The sequence below is a fragment of the Empedobacter sp. R132-2 genome, from assembly GCF_030324375.1.
GTDB lineage: Bacteria > Bacteroidota > Bacteroidia > Flavobacteriales > Weeksellaceae > Empedobacter > Empedobacter falsenii_B.
This window is the reverse complement of the sequence record NZ_JACAGG010000018.1, coordinates 15,059-36,556: the sequence shown is the minus strand read 5'-3', so window position 1 is coordinate 36,556 and position 21,498 is coordinate 15,059. Positions and strand designations below refer to the sequence as shown.

Annotated in this window: 23 protein-coding genes and 3 tRNA genes; 5 read left to right on the top strand and 21 right to left on the bottom strand. The window is 32.5% G+C overall.

From position 1 onward, the window contains the following. Positions 1–40 precede the first annotated feature (40 nt). The 9 genes from HXZ69_RS09565 to guaA form a co-directional block, all read right to left on the bottom strand. The gene (locus tag HXZ69_RS09565) at positions 41–1,867 is read right to left on the bottom strand and encodes a BamA/TamA family outer membrane protein (RefSeq protein WP_286495803.1); all 1,827 of its coding nucleotides are present in this window, start codon (positions 1,865–1,867) and stop codon (positions 41–43) included. 8 nt (positions 1,868–1,875) lie between these two features. Then, positions 1,876–2,433: a C40 family peptidase gene (locus tag HXZ69_RS09560; protein ID WP_038334631.1), complete on the bottom strand. Its 558-nt coding sequence runs from the start codon at positions 2,431–2,433 to the stop codon at positions 1,876–1,878. Between the two features lie 44 nt (positions 2,434–2,477). Further along, positions 2,478–3,020 carry an RNA polymerase sigma factor gene (locus HXZ69_RS09555; protein ID WP_038334626.1) on the bottom strand — a complete coding sequence of 181 codons (543 nt, stop codon included), beginning with the start codon at positions 3,018–3,020 and terminating at the stop codon, positions 2,478–2,480. An 81-nt stretch (positions 3,021–3,101) separates the two neighbouring features. After that, positions 3,102–3,172 (bottom strand) — tRNA-Gln (locus HXZ69_RS09550). 39 nt (positions 3,173–3,211) lie between these two features. Further along, a tRNA-Gln gene (locus HXZ69_RS09545) sits at positions 3,212–3,282 on the bottom strand. A gap of 92 nt (positions 3,283–3,374) precedes the next feature. Then, positions 3,375–3,445, bottom strand: a tRNA-Gln gene (locus HXZ69_RS09540). 145 nt (positions 3,446–3,590) lie between these two features. After that, positions 3,591–4,763 (bottom strand): hypothetical protein, encoded by a 1,173-nt coding sequence (locus HXZ69_RS09535; protein ID WP_286495801.1) that lies wholly within the window; start codon positions 4,761–4,763, stop codon positions 3,591–3,593. A gap of 74 nt (positions 4,764–4,837) precedes the next feature. Then, positions 4,838–5,407 carry a xanthine phosphoribosyltransferase gene (gene xpt, locus HXZ69_RS09530; protein ID WP_219034709.1) on the bottom strand — a complete coding sequence of 190 codons (570 nt, stop codon included), beginning with the start codon at positions 5,405–5,407 and terminating at the stop codon, positions 4,838–4,840. Positions 5,408–5,480: 73 nt separating this feature from the next. Further along, positions 5,481–7,013 carry a glutamine-hydrolyzing GMP synthase gene (guaA, locus tag HXZ69_RS09525; RefSeq protein ID WP_125349033.1) on the bottom strand — a complete coding sequence of 511 codons (1,533 nt, stop codon included), beginning with the start codon at positions 7,011–7,013 and terminating at the stop codon, positions 5,481–5,483. Between the two features lie 168 nt (positions 7,014–7,181). Between guaA and HXZ69_RS09520 the strand changes: the two genes are divergently transcribed. Next, positions 7,182–7,937, top strand: coding sequence for a glycerophosphodiester phosphodiesterase (locus tag HXZ69_RS09520; RefSeq protein WP_125349032.1), 756 nt, complete (start codon positions 7,182–7,184; stop codon positions 7,935–7,937). A 33-nt stretch (positions 7,938–7,970) separates the two neighbouring features. Beyond that, complete coding sequence (locus tag HXZ69_RS09515) at positions 7,971–8,453, top strand: N-acetyltransferase (protein WP_286495800.1); 483 nt, start codon at positions 7,971–7,973, stop codon at positions 8,451–8,453. A gap of 41 nt (positions 8,454–8,494) precedes the next feature. Here the strand turns inward: HXZ69_RS09515 and mtgA are convergent, their stop codons facing one another. The 5 genes from mtgA to HXZ69_RS09490 form a co-directional block, all read right to left on the bottom strand. Further along, positions 8,495–9,166 carry a monofunctional biosynthetic peptidoglycan transglycosylase gene (gene mtgA, locus HXZ69_RS09510; RefSeq protein WP_125349030.1) on the bottom strand — a complete coding sequence of 224 codons (672 nt, stop codon included), beginning with the start codon at positions 9,164–9,166 and terminating at the stop codon, positions 8,495–8,497. A gap of 93 nt (positions 9,167–9,259) precedes the next feature. Continuing rightward, entirely contained in the window at positions 9,260–9,775 is a 516-nt protein-coding gene (locus tag HXZ69_RS09505; protein WP_286495799.1) for a c-type cytochrome, read from the bottom strand. 111 nt (positions 9,776–9,886) lie between these two features. Beyond that, positions 9,887–10,801 carry a 23S rRNA (adenine(1618)-N(6))-methyltransferase RlmF gene (gene rlmF / locus HXZ69_RS09500; protein WP_038332349.1) on the bottom strand — a complete coding sequence of 305 codons (915 nt, stop codon included), beginning with the start codon at positions 10,799–10,801 and terminating at the stop codon, positions 9,887–9,889. A gap of 67 nt (positions 10,802–10,868) precedes the next feature. Beyond that, positions 10,869–11,126, bottom strand: coding sequence for a chaperone modulator CbpM (locus HXZ69_RS09495; RefSeq protein ID WP_135834956.1), 258 nt, complete (start codon positions 11,124–11,126; stop codon positions 10,869–10,871). A 4-nt stretch (positions 11,127–11,130) separates the two neighbouring features. After that, positions 11,131–12,030, bottom strand: coding sequence for a DnaJ C-terminal domain-containing protein (locus HXZ69_RS09490; protein ID WP_114999547.1), 900 nt, complete (start codon positions 12,028–12,030; stop codon positions 11,131–11,133). A gap of 208 nt (positions 12,031–12,238) precedes the next feature. Here HXZ69_RS09490 and HXZ69_RS09485 point away from each other — a divergent pair, with 208 nt between their 5' ends. From HXZ69_RS09485 to HXZ69_RS09475, 3 genes are read left to right on the top strand one after another with little or no spacing between them, the layout of a single operon-like run. After that, positions 12,239–13,183, top strand: coding sequence for an ADP-ribosylglycohydrolase family protein (locus tag HXZ69_RS09485; protein WP_114999545.1), 945 nt, complete (start codon positions 12,239–12,241; stop codon positions 13,181–13,183). Positions 13,184–13,234: 51 nt separating this feature from the next. Then, positions 13,235–13,456 (top strand): VF530 family protein, encoded by a 222-nt coding sequence (locus HXZ69_RS09480; protein ID WP_038332359.1) that lies wholly within the window; start codon positions 13,235–13,237, stop codon positions 13,454–13,456. Beyond that, the gene (locus tag HXZ69_RS09475; protein ID WP_114999543.1) at positions 13,456–13,842 is read left to right on the top strand and encodes a hypothetical protein; all 387 of its coding nucleotides are present in this window, start codon (positions 13,456–13,458) and stop codon (positions 13,840–13,842) included. Before HXZ69_RS09480 ends, HXZ69_RS09475 begins: the two co-directional genes overlap by 1 nt. 57 nt (positions 13,843–13,899) lie before the next feature. Here the strand turns inward: HXZ69_RS09475 and purD are convergent, their stop codons facing one another. The 7 genes from purD to purM all read right to left on the bottom strand — a co-directional run bounded on the left by purD (position 13,900) and on the right by purM (position 21,491). Further along, the gene (gene purD / locus HXZ69_RS09470) at positions 13,900–15,192 is read right to left on the bottom strand and encodes a phosphoribosylamine--glycine ligase (RefSeq protein WP_125349024.1); all 1,293 of its coding nucleotides are present in this window, start codon (positions 15,190–15,192) and stop codon (positions 13,900–13,902) included. Continuing rightward, positions 15,179–15,550 carry a four helix bundle protein gene (locus HXZ69_RS09465; protein WP_125349023.1) on the bottom strand — a complete coding sequence of 124 codons (372 nt, stop codon included), beginning with the start codon at positions 15,548–15,550 and terminating at the stop codon, positions 15,179–15,181. Before HXZ69_RS09465 ends, purD begins: the two co-directional genes overlap by 14 nt. A gap of 57 nt (positions 15,551–15,607) precedes the next feature. Then, positions 15,608–17,119 carry a bifunctional phosphoribosylaminoimidazolecarboxamide formyltransferase/IMP cyclohydrolase gene (gene purH / locus HXZ69_RS09460; protein ID WP_280036526.1) on the bottom strand — a complete coding sequence of 504 codons (1,512 nt, stop codon included), beginning with the start codon at positions 17,117–17,119 and terminating at the stop codon, positions 15,608–15,610. A gap of 89 nt (positions 17,120–17,208) precedes the next feature. Continuing rightward, positions 17,209–17,769 carry a phosphoribosylglycinamide formyltransferase gene (gene purN, locus HXZ69_RS09455; RefSeq protein WP_038332368.1) on the bottom strand — a complete coding sequence of 187 codons (561 nt, stop codon included), beginning with the start codon at positions 17,767–17,769 and terminating at the stop codon, positions 17,209–17,211. Between the two features lie 159 nt (positions 17,770–17,928). Next, positions 17,929–18,429: an FKBP-type peptidyl-prolyl cis-trans isomerase gene (locus HXZ69_RS09450; protein ID WP_038332370.1), complete on the bottom strand. Its 501-nt coding sequence runs from the start codon at positions 18,427–18,429 to the stop codon at positions 17,929–17,931. A gap of 129 nt (positions 18,430–18,558) precedes the next feature. Beyond that, a complete protein-coding gene (locus tag HXZ69_RS09445) occupies positions 18,559–20,238 on the bottom strand; it encodes a DEAD/DEAH box helicase (protein WP_219034720.1) in 1,680 nt (559 codons plus the stop codon). Between the two features lie 260 nt (positions 20,239–20,498). Further along, positions 20,499–21,491 (bottom strand): phosphoribosylformylglycinamidine cyclo-ligase, encoded by a 993-nt coding sequence (purM, locus tag HXZ69_RS09440; RefSeq protein ID WP_114999539.1) that lies wholly within the window; start codon positions 21,489–21,491, stop codon positions 20,499–20,501. Positions 21,492–21,498 lie beyond the last annotated feature (7 nt).

Sequence of the window (21,498 nt, the reverse complement as noted above, 5' to 3'; positions counted from 1 at the left end):
TAAAAAAAGCTTGAAGAAATCTTCAAGCTTTTTTTATGTCTTAATCCCACCTATTCCAACGAATGTAATTTGGTTTTGAAAAGTCAAAATCCATCATTTGAAAATCTCTATTATCCAATAAATTTGTCTTGATTAGATTATCGCCTTGTCCAGGAATTGATGGATAATACGACAATGAAAAACGAATATTGTTGAACACAAAATAATCATTTGTCAACATCACACCCAAACTAAAACGCGAATAAATTGGGTTATTATTCAGTATAAATTTTTTGTTATCTCCAATTGCCGCAACCATCGCATTGAAAAAAGGCGAAATACGAAATCCTAAAAACTCGTAAGGCGTATAGGATTGCAATTGATACTCGAACATTAATTTCTGTTGACCTGTTAAGCCTCTATCCGATTTGAAACCTGCCATTCCCAAATAATCATGTTCATGAAGCGAAAGTTGATCCGCAGGAGAATCTAAACGATCATGTCCCAAAAGATAATTAGTTTTCATGAAGTTTCTGAACTTCCATTTTCCCCAATTTATCAACTTTGCCATATATTGTAATTCTACAGACAGCGTTTTTTGTTCAAATTTTCCTTTATTAAAAAATCCTCCAAACTCAACTCCAAATCCCCAAAAACCGGTATTTAAAAAACCTCCAGCAGAAGCTTTTCCGCCAAGATAATAACGATCAGTTTGACGAATATTTTGAATTCCTCCTATAATGCCCAATGATTTCCCTATCGCAATATCTTCTTCAATATCATAATTGAAAATATATTTTGTTTTGATATATCGTTTTGAAGAAATTCCTATCCCTACTAAATAATTCGTTTGGTCAGAAAAAAAGTTCACAGGATCGTTTTCTGGAGTTGGTGTTTCGGTATAAGATCGATCATAAAATCGCCCTGAAACAATAAAATTGGTAATATTTTCTGAATGACCATCATCAATTCTAAACGCTCTTGCCAACCAATAATCTTGGTAATTATATTTGAAATGGTTATCAACCAAAATAGGTTTTTCGAAATCTAATGAATCTTTAAAATACACTTGTCCAACCGAAACTCCACCTGCATAATGTGCTAATGGCGAATAAAAAGGTCGTACAAAACTGATTGATTTTGTATAATGATTATCTTCATTTTTGAAATAACGTACATTCCCAATAATTCGAGTTTGGGCAATATTTGGAACCGTATAATTAAATTGATATAACGAATTTCCTGTTTTGTAATTGTGACGGTAACGATTATCAAACACATGTCCTAAACCTAAAAAATTTCGCTCTCTAATGCGAATTCCAGCTTTTGAACTCGAAACCGAACCTGTAATAAACATACTCCAAGAGTCAATTGAATTGACATATAAATCAACCGAATCATTCCCGACAGCTTCTTCCTTAATCTCTACTCGACGAATAGAACGATTGGTACGTATTAAACGCTCAGATTCAGCTGCTTTTACAGAATCATATTTATCTCCTAGTTTCAGCAACATATTTTGACGCAACACAAATTGCTTAGATTTCCCGTGTAGTGTATTTCCAGTTCTTTCAATCCATTTTGTCGGTTTTCTTGTCGTGTCCTGCAAAGAATATCCGAAAGGGTCTTGTGTTTTGTAGTAAATATTTCGAATAATTTTTCCTTGATATTTTCCATCACCTACATTATTATTGGGCTGAATAGGAAAACTCGTTGGTTTTTTCTTGAATAATAATTTTTGGTAAAACTTTCTAAACTTAGAATGATTTTTATTCTCAATTCTAACTGTATCAATTTTGACACTATCTTCTTGAGCATTAACAACTATGGATAAACTAAAAAATAGTAATCCAAAAAAAGTTAATAATATAGTTCTTTTTTTAAGCACACGTCAAGTTATAAAAGTCTAACCGCTTTTACAAATCTAGTTTTCCAATAATTTTCATCAAGGGAAGAAATGATGACACCTTTCGAAGTTGAAGAATGTACAAAACTGATTGATCCGTCATGATTAATACTTTCTACAATACCTACATGAGAGATTGAATTTCCTGAAGTATTAAAAAATATTAAATCACCTATTTTAACATTTTCGATTGTAATTTCTTTTCCATATTCAGCTTGATCACTCGAACGACGAGGCAATTCTAAATTCATTTCCTTGAAACTTACATAAACCAGTCCCGAACAATCGAAACCTGTTTTCGTAACTCCACCATATTTGTAAGGTGTTCCTAAGTAAGATTTTGCCGTTTTTAGAATTTTATTTATATCACGAGGCGCACTATCATCAGCATTTTTAGAACGAAAAACCTCTGTAGATTCGTTTTTTTTGGAAGAAGTATAAACTTTTTTAGAACCAGTTTTCTTATACGAAGTTACTTTACTACTTCCACAAGACGTCAAGAATAAACTTGCGATAATAATTGTTGTAAGGTATATGTGCTTCTTCATTTTCGATCCAGTTTTCTTCAACAAATTTTCAACGAATAAATTTACTAAATATTATCTTGCATCACCTCTGTTAACAATTGTTTGGCTCTTAAAAGACGAACTTTAACATTTGGTAAGGTCAAATTGAGTTCTTCAGCAATCTCTTTGTATGTTTTATCTTCGATATAACGCAATTCTATAATTTTTTGATAAGGTTCTCTCAATTTTGCAATAGCTTTTATCAGCGTGTCATTATCTTGTTTTAAAATCAAATGTTCTTCTGGCGAAGGATGATCTTCTAAAATTTCTAAAAAATTGGTTTCATCATCAAGAGAAATATTCAGTTTTGGAGATCTTCTGATATGATCAATCATCGTATTATGTGCGATAGAAATTACCCAAGTCGTAAAGTCAAAATCTTCGTTATATAATTTCAATTTTGTAAAAACCTTCGTAAACGTTTCTATAGCGATATCTTCGGCTTCTTCTTCGTTTCTAATCTTAGAAAATACATAATGATAAACTTTGTTCCACAAAACCTCTATCACTGCGTTCTGAGCATTTCGTTTCCCTTTTTTAGCTTCTAAAATTATGTCCTCTAATGTCATTTACTAAATCAATTATGATAAATATAACAAAATATATAGTATAAAAAAAGCTTCAATAAAAATATTGAAGCTTAAAATCTGTAGACCCACAGGGATTCGAACCCCAACTAGCGGCACCAAAAACCGATGTGCTACCGTTACACCATGGGTCTGTCCATGATTATTATGTTAAAATTGAAAAGAAAAAATTGTAGACCCACAGGGATTCGAACCCCAACTAGCGGCACCAAAAACCGATGTGCTACCGTTACACCATGGGTCTGACTAAATTTTATTTCAATTTTTGCAACTTTTCTCTTAACTAGGTTAGATAAAAATGCCTCAACAATTGCTTATCGAGGCATAAGACTTTTGTAGACCCACAGGGATTCGAACCCCAACTAGCGGCACCAAAAACCGATGTGCTACCGTTACACCATGGGTCTATGTCTTAATTGCTGTGCAAATATAGAAAGGTTTTTTAATTCACCAAAACTAATTTTACAAGTTTTTAGCTAAAACAGACGTTTTATGTGATAAGCTATTGAAAATGAATTTTAAAAAATGATTAAATTTTTTACATTTTTTTTATCAAAGCTTCATACGGATGATTTCGTTCTTGAATTTACGTTTCAAATCTTGCCCACAATCAAAAATCATTTGCTCATTTGATGGAAATGGAGCTGGTCTTCTACCAATCATATTTATATAATCTCGATCCAAAGAACGTCGATCACCTTTGTAAGTTCCGTAAGAATCTCTAAAAATAAACTGACTTGCTAAATTTTTAGAATCGATGGCTTGCTCTTTTTGATTATCGATCAAATAATATTTTGCCGTAATTGCAGCTTCCTTGATGCGTTGTACTTCTTCAAAACGACTTTTTACTGTAATATAACGATCTACCATCACGGGTTTTCCGTCTTTATCTTTTACCACTACTCCATTTTGCACCAATTCTTCTTTACCATCAACAATTTTTTTCTCAAAATTATGCACCTCAATTTTTTCTCGTTCAGGTGAAACATTTATCGTCTCAAAACTTAATTGAATTACATAATCATAAGAACTATTTAATTTTCCCGTGTAAAATTCAGTCCAATTAGAATCCAATCCATACGAATTAAAATCTAACAAATCTTTCTCTAATAGTTTAGGAATAACAACTTCTGTGTTGTTCACCAATTGCACCAAAACTTTATACATTCCGTTTGTACGAGCCGTATTCATCAAACTACGAGTATCTTTATAATTTGAATAAACACTTTCTAAAACTTGAAACTTTTGATAAGCCGTTTGTGCATTCAGTTTTCCTCCTTGATTTAGAAAAGATTTTCCTTCATCGTACAAAAATTGCGCATACTTTTCTTGAATCGTTTTATAAGCTACTGAATAATCTTTTGTTTTGAAATTATACGTTTTCCCGCTAATCGATCTTCCATCAATTCCAGCAATCGTTTTTTGTCTTTCTTGCAAACGATTAATAATTTGATACGCTTCCTGATATTTAGAAGGATTAGTCAACGTTTCGATTTGTTTCAATCTATTTTCATCTTCTTGCTGTCCTTTGTTATAAGCTTCAAAAATTAATGGAACATATTTGATTCCATTTTTCTCCGATGGATTTTTGAAATAAGCTTGCGTAGATTGTTCAAAAGCTTGCTGAAAATTACCAGAAACCAATGCTGAATTCGCCGATTTGTACGAATTACAATTTGTAAAGAATAGTAAAGAGAGCGTTAAGGCAAGTAATTTTATTTTCATATTATCAAGGTAAGTTTTTTGTTTTTTAAAAGTAAAAAGAAAGCCAATATAAATTGGCTTTTGGTTGATATTTTTTATTCTTCAAAAATAATTGAGTTGTCTCCCAAAGATTTTAATCTTACTAAAGATTCAACTCTGATATTTTCATTCAATAAGCGATCGCGTCCTTCTTGAAATGATTTCTCAATTATAAAGCCCATTCCCAAAAGGTTTGCGCCAGATTGTTTAATCAAATTTTCAACACCCAACGCTGCATTTCCATTCGCTAAAAAATCATCAATAAAAATAACATGATCATTTTCATTCAAAAATTGACTACTTACGCAAACATCGTACGTTCGGTCTTTCGTGAATGAATACACTTGCGACGCATAAAAATCTGTCATTGTTTTAGGCTTTGCTTTCTTCACAAAAACAACAGGCAAATTCAATTCTAATCCAACCATAATCGCTGGAGCAATGCCGCTTGCTTCGATTGTAATGATTTTATTAATGTTTAAATCCGAAAATCGCTGGACAAATTCCGACGCAATTGCTTTCATCAGAACAGGATCCATTTGGTGGTTGATAAAACTATCAACTTTTAGAATTCCACCATCGAAACTTTTTCCATCCTTCAGAATTCTTTCTTTTAAAAGTTCCATTTAATATTTAGTTTTTTAAAGTTTACATAGAAAAAAAGCCAGCACATTGGCTGGCTTTGATATATTTTTCAGCTTATTCCCACTCGATAGTTGCTGGTGGTTTTGAGCTGATATCGTAAGCTACACGGTTAATTCCTTTTACCTCATTGATAATTCTATTCGAAACTAATTCTAAGAATTCGTAAGGTAATTTTGACCACGTTGCTGTCATAAAATCGATCGTATTTGCAGAACGAACAACCGCCGTATATTCGTACGTACGCTCGTCTCCCATTACTCCAACAGATTTTACAGGTAATAAAACCACGAAAGCTTGAGAAACTTCGTCGTATAAATTATGTGCATAAAGCTCGTCAATAAAAATTTGATCTGCTTCTTGTAAAATACGTACTTTTTCTTCGTCTACTTCACCTAAAACACGGATTCCTAAACCTGGTCCTGGGAAAGGATGGCGGTAAACTAATTCACGAGGAATACCTAATTCTACTCCAACTTTACGTACTTCATCTTTGAATAATTCGCGTAATGGTTCTAATAATTGAAGTTTCATATCTTCTGGTAATCCACCAACATTGTGGTGAGATTTAATAGTTGCAGAAGGTCCTTTTACAGATTGCGATTCGATTACATCAGGATAAATAGTTCCTTGCGCTAAGAATGCTGCATCTTCAAATTTATTTGATTCTTCATCAAAAACAGCCACGAAATCTTTACCAATTGATTTACGTTTTGCTTCTGGTTCATCGATACCTTTCAAGTTTGTTAAGAAACGTTCTGAAGCATCTACCATTTTGATGTTCATGTTGAAGTGCTTTCCGTAATTTTCCATTACTTTTTTCCCTTCATCTTTTCTCAATAAACCAGTATCAACAAAAATACACGTTAATTGATCGCCAATTGCACGATGAATTAAAACCGCTGCAACAGAAGAATCAACACCTCCTGAAAGTCCTAAAATCACTTTTTTATCACCAACTACTTCTTTTATACGAGCAATTTCTGTTTCGATAAAATCTTTTAAAACCCAATTCTTTTCAGCCTGACAAATATTGAAAACAAAGTTTTCTAACATTGTTGAACCATATTCTGAATGTGTAACTTCTGGGTGAAATTGTACCGCAAAAATCTTTTTATCTTCGTTTGCGATTGCCGCAATATCTATATTTGATTTTCCTGAAATTGTAAATCCTATTGGCGCTGTCATCACTTCATCGAAGTGACTCATCCAAACTGTAGATTGTTCTGGAACTCCTGCGAATAAACTGTTTTGAGCTAAAACTGTTAATTCAGATTTTCCATATTCTCCTTTTTCTCCTTTCTTAACTTCTCCACCTAATAAATGCGAAATCAATTGCATTCCATAGCAAATTCCTAAAACAGGAACGCCCATTTCGAATAATTCTTTTTCTACCAAAGCGGCTTCATCTCCAAAAACTGAAGAAGGTCCTCCTGATAAAATAATTCCTTTTGGATTGTGTTTTTTGATTTCTTCGATCGAAGTGTTGTAGGGAATAATTTCTGTATAAACTCCAAATTCTCGAATTCGGCGCGCGATTAATTGATTGTATTGCGAGCCAAAATCTAAAATAATAATTCCTTGCGTCATTGTGTTTGTCTTTGTGCAAAATTAAGTGAAATTCGGCGCAATCACAATTTTATTCACGTCATTTTTCATTCTTTTGGGCAGATTTTTATAGTTTTCCAAGAACTTAATATTTTCATAACTTTAAAACCGATTAATCGAAATAATTTTACCTTGAAAAAACAATTCATCATGAAAAAAATTATATTTACTGCCTTAACAACCTTTATGCTTACAAACATGGCAAATGCTCAAAAAATTATTGCTCATCGTGGTTATTGGGACACCGAAAACAACGCAAAAAATTCGATTAAATCATTAAAATCTGCACAAGAAATTGGTGCTTATGGTTCTGAATTTGATGTATTAATTAGTGCTGATGATGTTTTGATGGTGAATCATGATGATCATTACCAAGGTCATACAATCGAAACTACAAATTCTTCTCTTTTAAAAACGTTGAAATTGGCTAACAACGAAAACATGCCAACTTTAGAAGAATATTTTGAACAAGGAAAAAAGAATAAGAATGTCAAATTAATTTTCGAATTAAAACCTCACTCATCAAAAGAAAATGAAGATCGTGCAGTAAAAAAAGCGATTGAAATCATCAAAAAACATAAAGTAGAAAAACAAGTTGAAATCATTTCATTTAGTAAAAATATTTGTGATGAATTTAAGAAATTAGCACCAAAATTTCACGTTTCTTATTTAGCCGGAGATTTGTCTCCTCAAGAAGTAAAAGAGAGAAATTGGAATGGAATTGATTATCATTACAGCATTTTTCAGAAAAATCCTACTTGGGTGAAAGAAGCGAAAAACTTGGGATTATTGGTTAATGTTTGGACAGTTAACGACCCAAAAGTGATGCAAGAAATGATCGATATGAAAGCTGATTATATTACAACTGACAAACCTTTGATTTTAAAAGAAATTTTGACTAAATAAATTAGTATATTTAGCGGAATAAGAAATCATTTTATGCCTCAACTTAATTCATTCGAAATCTATTCATTTACAACATTGAACCAAATTCATAAAGAGTATATTTTTAAAATTTGGAACAACGAATATCCTATTAATTTGGCTTTTGAGAGTTTACAGGACACCGAAAATTATTTGAATAGTTTGATTGAAGCGAAACATTTTTTTGCTGTAGATGAAAACAATCAAATGCGAGCTTGGGCGGTTATTTTTGAAAGAGATTATGAAAAATGGTTTGCAATAATTGTGGATAGCGAGTTGCATCAAATTGGTTTGGGACGTAAAATTCTTAATCGATTAAAAACATTTTCGACAGAACTAAATGGTTGGGTAATCGACCATGAAAAAGATACAAAAGCGAATGGAGAGCCTTATTGTTCTCCGTTGGCTTTTTACATGAAAAATGATTTCAATTTACTTCCTGAAATTCGTTTGGAATTAGAGAAAATTTCTGCGGTTAAAATTAATTGGAGAGAGTAATAAAACAAAAAAGAGAAGCTTATTAACTTCTCTTTTCTATTTTATTCTCCTAAAACCTTTTCCAAATCAGTGCTTCCTTGTATATTTCGCATTTGTCGCTCTATATGACTAGCGCGTCTACTGATAAAAGACGAAGGCGGATTCACATTATATTTTCGTGGCAATGGCAAAGCTGCTGCAATTCGAGCCGCTTCATTTTTGGTTAAATCTTTAGCTGGTTTATTAAAATAATATTCTGAAGCTGCTTCAACTCCAAAAACACCAATTCCCATTTCTGAAGTGTTCAAATACATTTCTAAAATACGTTGTTTGCCCCAAATTTTTTCGATCATAAACGTAAAATAAACTTCCAATCCTTTTCTCAACCAAGAACGACCTTGCCACAAAAACACATTTTTCGCTACTTGTTGAGAAATCGTAGAACCTCCACGAAGTTTTTTACCTTCTTTATTTTTTTCGATCGCTTCCTGTATTCCATCCATATCAAATCCATTGTGTACAGGAAACTTTTGATCTTCGGAACCAATTACAGCCAATTTTATATTTCGTCCCATTTCGTCATAGGAAATATAATCGCGCTTAAATTTTCCTTGTTCAAAACCTTGCTGAACTTGCGTAATCGTGAACGGCGGATTAATCCACTTTAACACAACAATGTATACAAGATGAGCTACAAAAAGATAAATTACAACCTTACGAATAAATTTAAACATTTTATTTCTTTAAATTATGAAAGCAAAGTTATACGATTTATTGAATTTTGAAAATAAAAAAAGCTCCAAAAATGGAGCTTATATTTCTATTCTTTATTTTTTCTCAACTTTCGTTGAACCAGATGTGGGAGCTAATTTTTCTTTTGCAACATCTTTCACGTTTTTTAACTCAGCGTTTACAGGCTCAATCAATGATTTTGTAGGACTTTCATTTCCTCTGTGACACATTACACATGTTACAACATTGATCATTTCAGGATTTTTTGCATTTTCCCAATTGAAATTTTTCGCGTTAATATCACGTGTCATTACAATCATATGACGTGAAAATTCCTTTTCTTTTTTTGCATCACTTGCAAAATCCATCTTTTTCGTATCTGGATTTTCGGCGTGGCAAAAATTACATTTCACTCCTAAAGCAGCGTTGTATCCGCGCATCAAACCTTTCAAACTATCTTCCGAAATGTTTTGTGGTAACACTTTTAGATTTTTCCATTCTGAACTTGAAATTGCTTTTCCTGTGTCAATTTGACGAGAAGTCGTAAACGAAAAAATACTAAACATCAACGCTACAACTACCAAAGAAACCATTATTCTATTTGTTTTCATTTGTAATAATTTTGTTTATAAAAGGTAAAACAAATCTTAAACTGAATAAACCCTTCAGAAAAATTTGGAATAATTTTAAATAAAACCTTTAATGAATTAAAAATAAATCAATTAAAATCTCCAAACTAGTAAACGCGAAATTTTATTCCCTTGTTGCATATTTACAATTCGGTAATCTCTTACTTTTTCACGTTTCAAAATACCTTCCAAAATTCGAACATTTTCTTTCTTAGAAACCAATGTTGTAAACCATTTTACTTGATGTTTATAATCCGCACTTTCTTTTATCATTTTCGTGATAAACAGACGCTCTCCTCCTCTACACCAAAGCTCAGAATTATTCCCACCAAAGTTTTGAATTGGTTTTTGATCAGATTTTTGACCTAAGTTTTTCAGTTTACGCATTGTTTGCTCCATCACTTCTTGATTCGATCTAAAAAATGGAGGATTACAAATTGTAATATCAAATTTTTCGCCTTGTTTGATGATTTTTTTGAAAATATTGTTTGGATTAAATTGCATTCTAATCTCAACTTTGTTACGTAATCGAGCATTTTTCTTGACAATTTCTTCCGCATTTTTGAAAGAAGCATAATCCAACTCTGCGCCAACAAAGTTCCAGTCGTATTCGTAATTTCCAATAATCGGATAAATACAATTCGCTCCAACACCAACATCCAAGACTTTTACATCTTTTCCACGCGGAATTACACCATCAAAACTTTCACCCAAAATATCGGCAACATAATGAATATAATCGGCGCGACCAGGAATTGGTGGACACAAATTATCTTTTGGCAATTCCCAATAATCAATATCATAATATGTTTTCAACAACGCTTTATTCAACGCTTTTACAGCTTCTCTATCCGAGAAATTAATCGTTGGTTCGTTCTCTTTATTGGGTTTGATATATTTGGAAAGTGGGGAATAAATCGCACACAATTTTTCGAAATTATAAGGCGCTAAATGACGATTGCGCGAATGTAATTTTTTTAATTTACTCTTCTTTTCGGGAGTATTCATACAAAAATATTTATGCAAAAATAAGACAACCTTTGCAGTTTTCTGCAAAGGTTGTTTTTGAATTCGTTTATTTTAATTGTTTTTGTAGCGTTTCGATTTGTTTCAAAAGATGATGAATCACTTCTAAACCTTCTATATTAACGCCCAAATTATAATGAAATTCAATAAATCGTTCGATTAATTTCAAATCATTTTCTTCGATAAAATATTCTTGGTTACGCTCGTGCAAAACAACCAAATCATTTTTATACAAATCAATCACAAATTGAGGTTCAATCTGATGATATTTACTAAACTGAATAACAGATATCGTTACATTTTTCATGGTTTTAAGCTTTTTTAAGTGAACGTAATTTCTCGAATAATTCTTTTTCTTCTGCTGATAAATTAGTTGGAGTTTTTACTGAAAATGTCACATACAAATCTCCAAATTGATCATCTTTCTTATAAATTGGTAAACCTTTTCCTTTCAATTTAACCTTTTTATTATTCTCTGTTCCTTCTTTTATTGGAACTTTCACTTTTCCAGAAAGTGTATCAATCATCGCTTCTCCACCCAAAATTGCATCGTATAAGTCGATTTCAACAATTGTAGATAAATCTGCTCCATTAACTTCAAAAGACGTATTATTTTCGATATGAAACGTGATATACAAATCTCCATTTGGACCATTGTTATAACCTTTTCCTCCGTGACCTTTTATCTTAATCGTTTGCCCATCTTCTACTCCAGCTGGAATTGTAATTCGTATATTTTTACCATTCACAGCAAAAGTTTGTTTATGCGAAGTCAATGTATCTGTCAAATTTAGTGTCAAACTGGCATTAACATCTTGCCCTTTATAACCTGTTGATCTACTCCTTCCTTCGCGTCCAAACATCGAACTGAAAAAATCTGAATAGCCATCAAAATCACCAAAACCTTCAGCTCCATCAAAATCGCTATTACTATATTGATATTGTTGCTGTTGTTGTTGCTGACGAGCTTTTTCATATTCTTCACCATGTTGCCAATTTTCTCCATATTTATCGTATTTTTTACGTTTTTCTGGATCGCTCAACACTTCGTTTGCTTCATTTAATTCTTTAAATTTCTGTGCAGCTTCATCGTTATTTGGATTAAGATCGGGATGATACTTACGTGCCAATTTCCGATAAGCTTTTTTTATCTCATCTTGTGATGCGGTCTTTTGCAGACCTAATGTTGTATAATAATCTATAAAAGCCATAGTAATAATAAGTTTGTGTGGTAATTTAATCAAAATCAGTTCCAATTTTTTCAAAACTGACAATACGACTTATTCTTTTTTATCTATTTTAAACCTTTTAATATTTTATCCGAAAAAGATAAATTTATTATGATTAATTCATAAATTTTCAAAAATAATTTGGATATATTCAAAAAAATCAATTATTTTTCATTTATAAAAGAAAGTTATGAATAGAAAAAATTTTTCGAAAAATATATTAATTGGATCGGCGGTTGGTGACGCATTAGGAGTTCCAGTTGAGTTTAAAAGTAGGCAATATTTACAACAAAATCCTGTCACAGATATGATGGGTTATGGAACATACAATATGCCTCCTGGCACTTTTTCTGACGATAGTTCGATGATGTTTTGCTTGGCTGAATCGTTGTGTAATGGTTATAATGTGAATGATATTGCAGAAAAATTTCAGATGTGGATGCACGAAGGTTATTGGACGGCTGACGGAGAAGTCTTTGATGTTGGAATTTCTACACGAAAAGCAATAAATCGTTTACGAGTTGTAAAAAATCCAATTGAGGCTGGTTCTACATCCGAATCTGATAATGGAAATGGATCGTTAATGCGTATTCTTCCTTTAGCAATTTTCACGAAAGATTTATCGATTGATGAACGCTGTGAAATCGTCAAAGAAGTTTCTTCTATCACGCATGCGCACAATCGTTCTGTTTTGGCGTGTATTTATTATATTGAATTTGCGTTGAACGTTTTAGATGCCGAAAATCTAGAAGAAGCTTATCTGAACACAAATTTTTGGTTAAAATTATTCTTAGAAGAAAATGAAATTTATAAAAATGAATTTACATATTTCGAACGAATTTTAAGTGGAAAACTAATTGATTTAAAAGAAGATGAAATTAAATCAACTGGTTATGTCATGGATAGTTTAGAAGCTTCTATTTGGTGTTTGCTACATACAAGTTCGTATAAAGATTGTGTTTTGAAAGCGGTGAATTTAGGACATGATACCGATACAATTGCTTGTATTGCTGGTGGAATTGCAGGGATTTATTATGATGCAGAAACAATTCCGACCAATTGGATTGAGCAATTAGCGCGAGTGAATGATATTTTACATTTAGCAGAACAATTGGAAGAAAAATATGAATTTTAGAAAGCTTGAACTATTCTAAATTCACCAAAAACATTTTCGTAAATTTGCAAAATGGAAAGTCAAAAAAATAATCCATTACACGGAAAACGTTTAGACGATATTATCGAAGAATTAGTAATTTATTACGGCGGTTGGGAAGGTTTGGGAAATCAAATTAACATCAGATGTTTTAATGATAATCCAAGTTTGAAATCATCGTTGAAATTTCTTCGAAAAACAGATTGGGCACGTGCAAAAGTAGAAGAATTGTACATTAAGAAAATTGCAAAATAATGAGTGCAACTATTCTTGAAGAAAAGATTTTTATTGATTCTGAGCTCTTAACCAATATCGAAGAAGAAAGTCAGGTTATTATACATTGTTGTATGGCGGCAGATGAATATGCAAATGCTGCACGTATTTGGCCTTCTACTTTTATTATTGATAATCAATCAGGAAAACGTTGTCAATTGGTTTTTGCGGACGGAATTACAATGTATCCAAATTGGACGTATATCGAAGAAGGTTCGTCTCTTCATTTCACTTTAATTTTTAATGGTTTGCCAAAAAGTTGTCAATCATTTGATTTAGTCGAAATTATTCCGCAAGCTGGAGGATTTGAATATCGAAAAATAAATCGAAATAAAAGCGATGTTTATCACGTCGAATTTTCAGAATAAATTAAAAAAAATGCGTTTCATTTGAAACGCATTTTTTAATAATATAAACTGTATTTTTTATTGAATTACTCCAATATCATTTCGATAATATTCGTAATCAAAATGTACTTTTTTGATGTTTTCGTAAGCAGTTTCACGTGCTTCTTCTAATGTATTTCCTAATCCAACTATGTTGATTACGCGTCCACCAGAAGTAACAATTTGTTCACCTGATAATTTTGCACCAGCAATAAAATTAGGACAAGTTACATTTTCTAAACCACGAATCTCAAAACCTTTGTCGTAATTTCCTGGATATCCTCCCGAAACCATCACCACACAACACGCATGTTGATTTTTGAAAGTCAAGTCAAAATCTTCTCCTTTAATTGCTTTATTTACAACCTCAGCCAAATCATTTTCTAACAAAGGTAAAGTTGTTTGCGTTTCTGGATCGCCCATTCTTAGGTTATATTCCAACAAATAAACACCTTTTGTTGTAATCATCAATCCAAAGAAAATAACACCAGCAAACTCTGATCTTTCCTTAATTAAACCACATTTTGTTGGCTCCATAATTTCTTCTTCGAACATTTTGAAATGCTCTTCCGTAAACAATGGATTTGGAGCGATAACGCCCATTCCACCAGTATTAAGACCAGTTTCTCCTTCACCAATTTTCTTGTGATCTTTTGCCGAAACAAATGGAACGATTTTTTTCCCGTTAAAGAAAGACAAAATAGAGGCTTCAAAACCTTCTAAATATTCTTCAATAACCACTTCGTTTCCTGCATCACCAAAGGTTTTATCTTCCATGATATCCAAAACAGCTTGTTTTGCTTCTTCAAAATCTTGGCAGATAATAACTCCTTTTCCAGCCGCTAAACCAGAGGCTTTCACTACAATTGGATAATCTTGTGTTTTCAAATAATCAATCGCCAACATTGGTCCTTGAAAATTTTTATATTTTGCTGTTTTCACACCATATTTATCCATAAAATCCTTCGCAAAAGCTTTAGAAGCTTCTAATTGCGCAGCTGCTTTATGAGGTCCAAAAACATTTAAATTCTCTTTCTGAAAAATATCAACGATACCTTCTGCTAATTCAGCTTCTGGTCCAACAAAAGTTAAATCGATTTGATTTTCTTTCGCGAAATTTTTCATTTCTTCAATCGAAGAAACTGAAACGTTTGTTCCGATTTGAGCTGTTCCTGCATTTCCTGGAATAAAAAACAATTCTAAATCTTGTCCTTTTTGCTTGAAATCTTCAGCAAACTTCCATCCTATTGCATGTTCACGACCACCTGAACCGATTACTAAGATGCGAGTTGCGGTTTGCGATTCGCGGTTTGCGCTATTATTTTGTTCCATTGTTTTTCTTTGTTAAATAGTTTTGAAAATTTTTATTCATTCTACAATAATGATCAATTAATTCTAAAGCTTCATTTAATTCTGACTCTGTTATATAATTCAACTCAAAAGCTATTATTAATTGAGCTTCAACCTCAAAATCAGAACCTTTTGAAATAGATAGAAAATTAATCATTTGCTGATTTGAATTTCTTCCAGAACCTTCTGCGATATTTGAAAGAATTGAAACAACTGCTCTTTTTATTTGAACAGTTAATCCATACTTTTCTGATTCTGGAAATTTATTAGAAAGATTATAAACCAGTCTTAAAATTTCCAAACTTTTTTGCCATATGTCTAAATTTCTATAACTTCTCATTTACACTAAGTTAATCTTAAATTCCAACATCGCAAAACGAATATCGCATATCGAATTTTAGTGCATAAAATGTCTCATTCCTGTGAAAACCATCGGAATTTCGCGTTCATTACAAGCATCGATAGACTCTTGATCTTTGATTGATCCTCCTGGTTGAATAATTGCTTTAATTCCATTTTCTGCTGCAAAATCAGCTACATCACGGAAAGGGAAAAATGCATCTGAAGCTAAAACTAAATCATCTTCCACTTTTTCTTTTGCACGTGCAATCGCTTGTTGAGCCGCCCAAATACGATTCGTTTGACCTCCACCGATTCCGTAAGCTTGACCATTTGTCGCTACAACAATCGCGTTAGATTTTACCCATTTTACAATTTTTTGAGCAAAAACTAAATCAGTCATTTGACGATCTGTTGGTTGAGCTTCTGTTACAACTTTAAGATCTGTTGAAAACTGATTATCTGTAGACTGAACAATTAATCCTCCATCAACTTTTACGTAAGTTACTTTATCCGACACAGGATTCTTCACTTTGATGATACGTAAATTTTTCTTTTGTTTAAAAATTTCTAACGCTTCTTCTGTAAATGAAGGTGCAATTACAATTTCTAAGAAAATTTTATTTAATTCAACCGCAGTTTTTCCATCAACTTCTCTATTGAAAGCGATGATTCCACCGAAAATTGACATTGGATCACATTCATACGCTTTTTCATAAGCTTCTAAAACATTCTCTCCAATTGCCACTCCACAAGGCGTTGAATGTTTCACTGCACAACAAGTTGTTTCCTCAAATTCTGAAACCACTTTATAAGCCAAATCCATATCACGAATATTGTTGAAAGAAAGTTCTTTTCCTTGTAAATATTCGAAATCTTTCATTGCGCCATTTTTCGTTTTATCAACATAATAAGCTGCTTTTTGATGTGGATTTTCTCCATAACGTAAATCCATCACTTTCTCGTAAGAAGACTCTAAAAATTGAGGAAAATCTTCTCCTAAAATGTAAGTAGAAATCGCCGCATCATAAGCAGAAGTTAAGTTGAATACTTTACCAGCACATAATTTACGCGTTTCGATAGAAGTTGAACCATTCTCACGAATTTCATTCATCACTACTTCATAATCATTCACATCCGTTACAACTGTTACATCATAAAAATTCTTTGCAGAAGAACGTAACATTGATGGACCACCGATATCAATAAATTCAATCATTTCCGCTTCAGAAAGACCTGTATTCATCTTTTCGAAGAAAGGATAAAGATTTACAATAACGATATCAATTGGGTTAATTCCATGTTCCGCAATTGTTGCCATATGATTTTCGTCCGAACGACGCGCCATAATACCACCATGAATTGCAGGATGTAAAGATTTTACGCGACCATCTAAAATCTCAGGAAAACCAGTTACATCTTTTACTTCTGTAACTTCGATTCCGTTGTCTTGTAAATGTTTGAATGTTCCTCCAGTTGATAAGATTTTGTAATCTTGTTCAACCAAGAATTTTGCAAATTCTAACAAGTTCGACTTGTCCGAAACACTTATTAGCGCTTGTTTTTGCATTGTGTTTAGTTTTTAAAGTTTATTGTTTGTTTACTATTTTATTGGAAATGAAAAACCTCAATGTACACAACATTGAGGCATTCTATATTTTATGCTTCGCTGATTTGCTTGATTGCCTTAATGTAGATTTCACTTTCTACCTCAGCAACTTTACGCTGTAAATCTGCTACTTCATCACCTTCTTCAATTTCAAAAATTCCTTGACAAATAATTTGTCCTTCGTCTACACCAGCCGTTACAAAATGTACAGTTGCTCCTGATGTTTTTTCACCAGCTTCTAAAACTGCTTTGTGAACTTTCGCGCCATACATTCCTTTTCCACCAAATTTTGGTAATAATGCAGGATGAATATTAATCATTTTCGAGCCCCATTTCGAGGTAAATTCTGGAGATAATATGGTTAAAAAACCTGCCAAAACAATAAGGTCGATTTCTTCTCCTTCTAAATTATGTTCAGCATCTTCCGAAAAAGTTTTTCGGTCTAAGACATACGTTCGGATATCTTTATCCAACGATCGTTCTATTGCATAACAATCTCGGTCTGCCATTACCATCGAAATCTCGACATTTGGTAACGTTCCGTCTTCAACTGCATCAATAATATTTTGAAGATTTGTTCCGCCACCGGAAACAAATACAGCTATTTTCATGTTTGTTTGTAAGTAATCTTGTTTGTTTTACAAAGATAAGATTTTAGTTGATGCAAGTCGAAAAATATAACGTGGATTTAATCTATTTATTAATGATTTATTCACAATTAAAAACAAGAAAGGCTATCTCAAATTGAAATAGCCTTTTGAAAATATTTTTTAGTGCCCTTGAGTTCCGTCAACTCCATGTGCGTGTCCGTGAGATAATTCTTCCTCAGTTGCTGGACGAACATTAAGAATTTCAACTTCAAATTCTAATGTTTTTCCTGCCATTGGAGGATTCAAATCTGCAATTACAGCCTCTTCTGTCACTTCTACAACTGAAGCACGGAATTGATTTCCTGCATCATCAGTCAAAGGTAAAATTGCTCCAACTGGTGGCAATCCAGATTCTTTGAACATATCTAAAGGTAATTGAGCAACAGCTTCTTCTACTCTTTCACCGTATCCTTCTGCTGGAGTAATTACGAATGATTTTTTATCACCAATTGTTAATTCTTTTAATTCTTCTTCAAATTTTGGAATCATCATTCCAGCTCCAAATAAAAAAGTTAATGGCTCTTCTGTATTTGATTGTTCTACAAATACTTTTTCACCATTCGCTTCGATGGTATGTAATGAGTAGTTTACTGAAACTACATTATTGTTTTCTATTGACATAAATTGTAAATTATGGATGCTTTTAAAAAGCGTTCATTTTTAATACTTATCTTTTAACAACAACTATTCCTTTCGAATAATTTGACCAATTTTGTCAGTTATTTAGATTTTTGAACTGACAATTTTTATTTAATCTATAAAAAGTAATGCTTTTTTGATGTCTTCATAACCAATTTCACCATTGAAATAATCATAAATTGGTTTTAAAACTTTATTCTCTTCAAATTCGATTTCACTATACGCTAATCGAACTTTATCAATAATTTTATCAGAAGGTTTAAATTTTGAATAATCCAAATCAGGCTCACTTTCTTTGATTTTACCAATATGATCGACAATTGCTGAAGTAGTTAAACCTCTTTTCTCTGCGATTTGATCTAAAGACAAACCTTCTTTCACATATTCTAATGTAATTTCGTAAGTCGATTTCTTTTGTCCTTTTTCTTTGGTTTTATTCTTTTCGATATTTTTTGCAATTTGTTTTTTATCCAAAGTTCCACCAGAATATCGGATAAAAGCAGCCCAAGAGTTTTGCAATTCTTTTTCATCTAGAAACTCATCCATTTCATTCGATAAAACCTGAAAACGTCTATCAGCCTTCATTGCAAGTGAATCAATTTCTAAAGCTGTTTGATTCAATCCGTGTAACATCAACGAATTTAAATCTCGTAAACGTGAAAGTGCAACATACCCTTGTCCTTTTTCGAACGCTTTTGATAAATCAATAAACGCAGAATCTAACGTCATTCCTTGTGATTTATGAATCGTAATCGCCCAAGCCAAACGCAACGGAACTTGTGTAAATGAAGCCAATGCTTTTCCGCTTTCGTCCTCTATTGCCCACGTTTCTGGTTTTGCAATGTAAAATTCTCCATCTAATGTTTTGATAATTGGCTCGTCTTTTTCAGTATACCCCGAAACATTTCCAAGCGTTCCGTTTACAAAACCAACTTCGAAATTGTTACGAACAAACATCACTTTCGCTCCTATCTTCAATTCTAAAACTTCTTCTGCTAAAACAGATTTTTTAAGAACCTCAACCAAAGCTGGATTTCCCGCAACTTTTGCTTCAAATGTTTTGGAAGATGAATCAATATTAATCAATTGACCTTTATTAATTCGGTCCACATCCATATTATGTGTATACAAACGAGTTTGTGAATCTATTTCATCTGGAAAATATTCGATTCGAGTTTCTAATAAATCAACTGTTTTTTGCGAAATATTCCCCGAACGAATTTCATTCAAAATATCATTCAATGCATTATTTGTTTGACGATATTGCTCTGTCAAATAACAAATATGCACTTTTGCTTGAACCCAAGCATCGGACATAAAACAGAATTTATCTTTCGATTCTTCCCACTCTTCACCAATCGGCGGTAACTGGAAAAAATCACCCGAAAAAATTACTTGAACACCTCCAAAAGGTTCATCGTTTTGTTTGAAAAACTTCAAAACATAATCAACCGCATCCAACTGATTTCGGTGCAGCATCGAGATTTCATCAATAATTAAGACTTTTACTTTGTCCATTTTATCTCGGAAATATTTCTTGTCGCGAAGCGAAGCCAAATATCGATCAGAAACATAATCTTTTATTCCAATTCCAGCCCAAGAATGTATCGTTTGACCATTCATGTGCGTCGCAGCAATTCCCGTAGAAGCCGTTATAGCAACAGGAACGCCATGTTGTTTAAGATATTGAATGTATTGATTTAACACATAAGTTTTTCCGGCACCCGCAGAACCTGTTAAAAATACATTTCGACCAGATTTTAGAATTGCCAAAGCCTTTGATTGTTGCATAACTTATGAGTGAATTTGGAGTTTTTTGAATGAAATGCAAAGATACGAAGATTGAATGAGGTGAGGAAATGCTTAATAAATTAAAAAAAAGAAAATGAATTAACTTTAAAAGCTATTGTATTTTAATTAAGCTTTTTTATTTAAGAAAAAAACTACAAAATTTTATAACAAGGATCAATCTTAATCAAAAACAAATAATCCCAAAAAATAAAAAAACCGGATAAGAAATCTTATCCGGCTTTTTTAAACTATTTAATCTACTATTTCAATATAATTTTGTCAGCACCTTCTTGAATTTCTCCAATCAACGCACTTCCATCAATAATATTCAATACTTTTTCAGCATCAGTTTGGTCAACGATGACAACCATTCCAACACCCATATTAAATGTTCCAAACATTTCGTTTTCTGCAATTCCTCCGCGTTTAGCTAATTCTTGCATCACTGTTGGTACATTTATTTTTGCTTTTTCTATTACAGCAGTTAATCCGTCATTTATAATACGAGGAACATTCTCGATTAATCCACCTCCTGTAATATGAGCAATTCCAGACATTTCGATTCCAGCATCTTTGATTTTGAAAATATCATTTTGATATAATTTTGTTGGAACTAATAATGTTTCGAACAAAGGTTTACCTTCAAATTCTTCGTTAAAATCTGGGAAAACTTTACGAACCAAAGAGAATCCATTCGAATGGAAACCACTTGATGGTAACGCAATAATTACTTGTCCAGCTTTTATTTTAGAACCATCGATAATTTCATCTCGTTCTACTACTCCAACACAAAATCCAGCAACATCATAATCACCAACTTGGTACATTCCTGGCATTTCTGCTGTTTCTCCACCAATTAATGCTGTTCCAGTTTCTTTACACGCTTGTGCAATTCCACCTACAATTTCTGCTGCGATATCAGAATCTAATTTTCCACAAGCTAAATAATCTAAGAAAAATAATGGTTTTGCTCCATGACACAAAATATCATTTGCACACATCGCGAAACAATCAATCCCAACTGTATCGTAAACTTTAGAATCTAAAGCCACACGTAGTTTAGTTCCTACACCATCGGTTCCTGATACCAAAACAGGATTTTTGTAACCTCCTAATTGGTAAAATGCACCAAAACTTCCAATTCCATTCAACACGTTTGAATTGTGTGTTGCTGCAACTGCATCTTTAATTTTCGATACCGTTTGATAACCTTCTTCCTTATCTACTCCGGCTTGTTTATATGTATTGCTCATTTTAATT

Excerpts from the sequence above, each read along its gene's own strand:
- guaA (WP_125349033.1), bottom strand. The coding sequence starts at position 7,013 with ATGACGCAAGGAATTATTATTTTAGATTTTGGCTCGCAATACAATCAA.
- purD (WP_125349024.1), bottom strand. The coding sequence starts at position 15,192 with ATGGAACAAAATAATAGCGCAAACCGCGAATCGCAAACCGCAACTCGC.
- HXZ69_RS09505 (WP_286495799.1), bottom strand. The coding sequence starts at position 9,775 with ATGAAAACAAATAGAATAATGGTTTCTTTGGTAGTTGTAGCGTTGATG.
- purN (WP_038332368.1), bottom strand. The coding sequence starts at position 17,769 with ATGAAAATAGCTGTATTTGTTTCCGGTGGCGGAACAAATCTTCAAAAT.
- xpt (WP_219034709.1), bottom strand. The coding sequence starts at position 5,407 with ATGGAACTTTTAAAAGAAAGAATTCTGAAGGATGGAAAAAGTTTCGAT.
- mtgA (WP_125349030.1), bottom strand. The coding sequence starts at position 9,166 with ATGTTTAAATTTATTCGTAAGGTTGTAATTTATCTTTTTGTAGCTCAT.
- purH (WP_280036526.1), bottom strand. The coding sequence starts at position 17,119 with ATGCAAAAACAAGCGCTAATAAGTGTTTCGGACAAGTCGAACTTGTTA.
- HXZ69_RS09495 (WP_135834956.1), bottom strand. The coding sequence starts at position 11,126 with ATGAAAAATGTAACGATATCTGTTATTCAGTTTAGTAAATATCATCAG.
- HXZ69_RS09520 (WP_125349032.1), top strand. The coding sequence starts at position 7,182 with ATGAAAAAAATTATATTTACTGCCTTAACAACCTTTATGCTTACAAAC.
- HXZ69_RS09465 (WP_125349023.1), bottom strand. The coding sequence starts at position 15,550 with ATGAGAAGTTATAGAAATTTAGACATATGGCAAAAAAGTTTGGAAATT.
- HXZ69_RS09490 (WP_114999547.1), bottom strand. The coding sequence starts at position 12,030 with ATGGCTTTTATAGATTATTATACAACATTAGGTCTGCAAAAGACCGCA.
- HXZ69_RS09535 (WP_286495801.1), bottom strand. The coding sequence starts at position 4,763 with ATGAAAATAAAATTACTTGCCTTAACGCTCTCTTTACTATTCTTTACA.
- HXZ69_RS09480 (WP_038332359.1), top strand. The coding sequence starts at position 13,235 with ATGGAAAGTCAAAAAAATAATCCATTACACGGAAAACGTTTAGACGAT.
- rlmF (WP_038332349.1), bottom strand. The coding sequence starts at position 10,801 with ATGAATACTCCCGAAAAGAAGAGTAAATTAAAAAAATTACATTCGCGC.
- HXZ69_RS09515 (WP_286495800.1), top strand. The coding sequence starts at position 7,971 with ATGCCTCAACTTAATTCATTCGAAATCTATTCATTTACAACATTGAAC.
- HXZ69_RS09555 (WP_038334626.1), bottom strand. The coding sequence starts at position 3,020 with ATGACATTAGAGGACATAATTTTAGAAGCTAAAAAAGGGAAACGAAAT.
- HXZ69_RS09445 (WP_219034720.1), bottom strand. The coding sequence starts at position 20,238 with ATGCAACAATCAAAGGCTTTGGCAATTCTAAAATCTGGTCGAAATGTA.
- HXZ69_RS09450 (WP_038332370.1), bottom strand. The coding sequence starts at position 18,429 with ATGTCAATAGAAAACAATAATGTAGTTTCAGTAAACTACTCATTACAT.
- HXZ69_RS09475 (WP_114999543.1), top strand. The coding sequence starts at position 13,456 with ATGAGTGCAACTATTCTTGAAGAAAAGATTTTTATTGATTCTGAGCTC.
- purM (WP_114999539.1), bottom strand. The coding sequence starts at position 21,491 with ATGAGCAATACATATAAACAAGCCGGAGTAGATAAGGAAGAAGGTTAT.
- HXZ69_RS09485 (WP_114999545.1), top strand. The coding sequence starts at position 12,239 with ATGAATAGAAAAAATTTTTCGAAAAATATATTAATTGGATCGGCGGTT.
- HXZ69_RS09560 (WP_038334631.1), bottom strand. The coding sequence starts at position 2,433 with ATGAAGAAGCACATATACCTTACAACAATTATTATCGCAAGTTTATTC.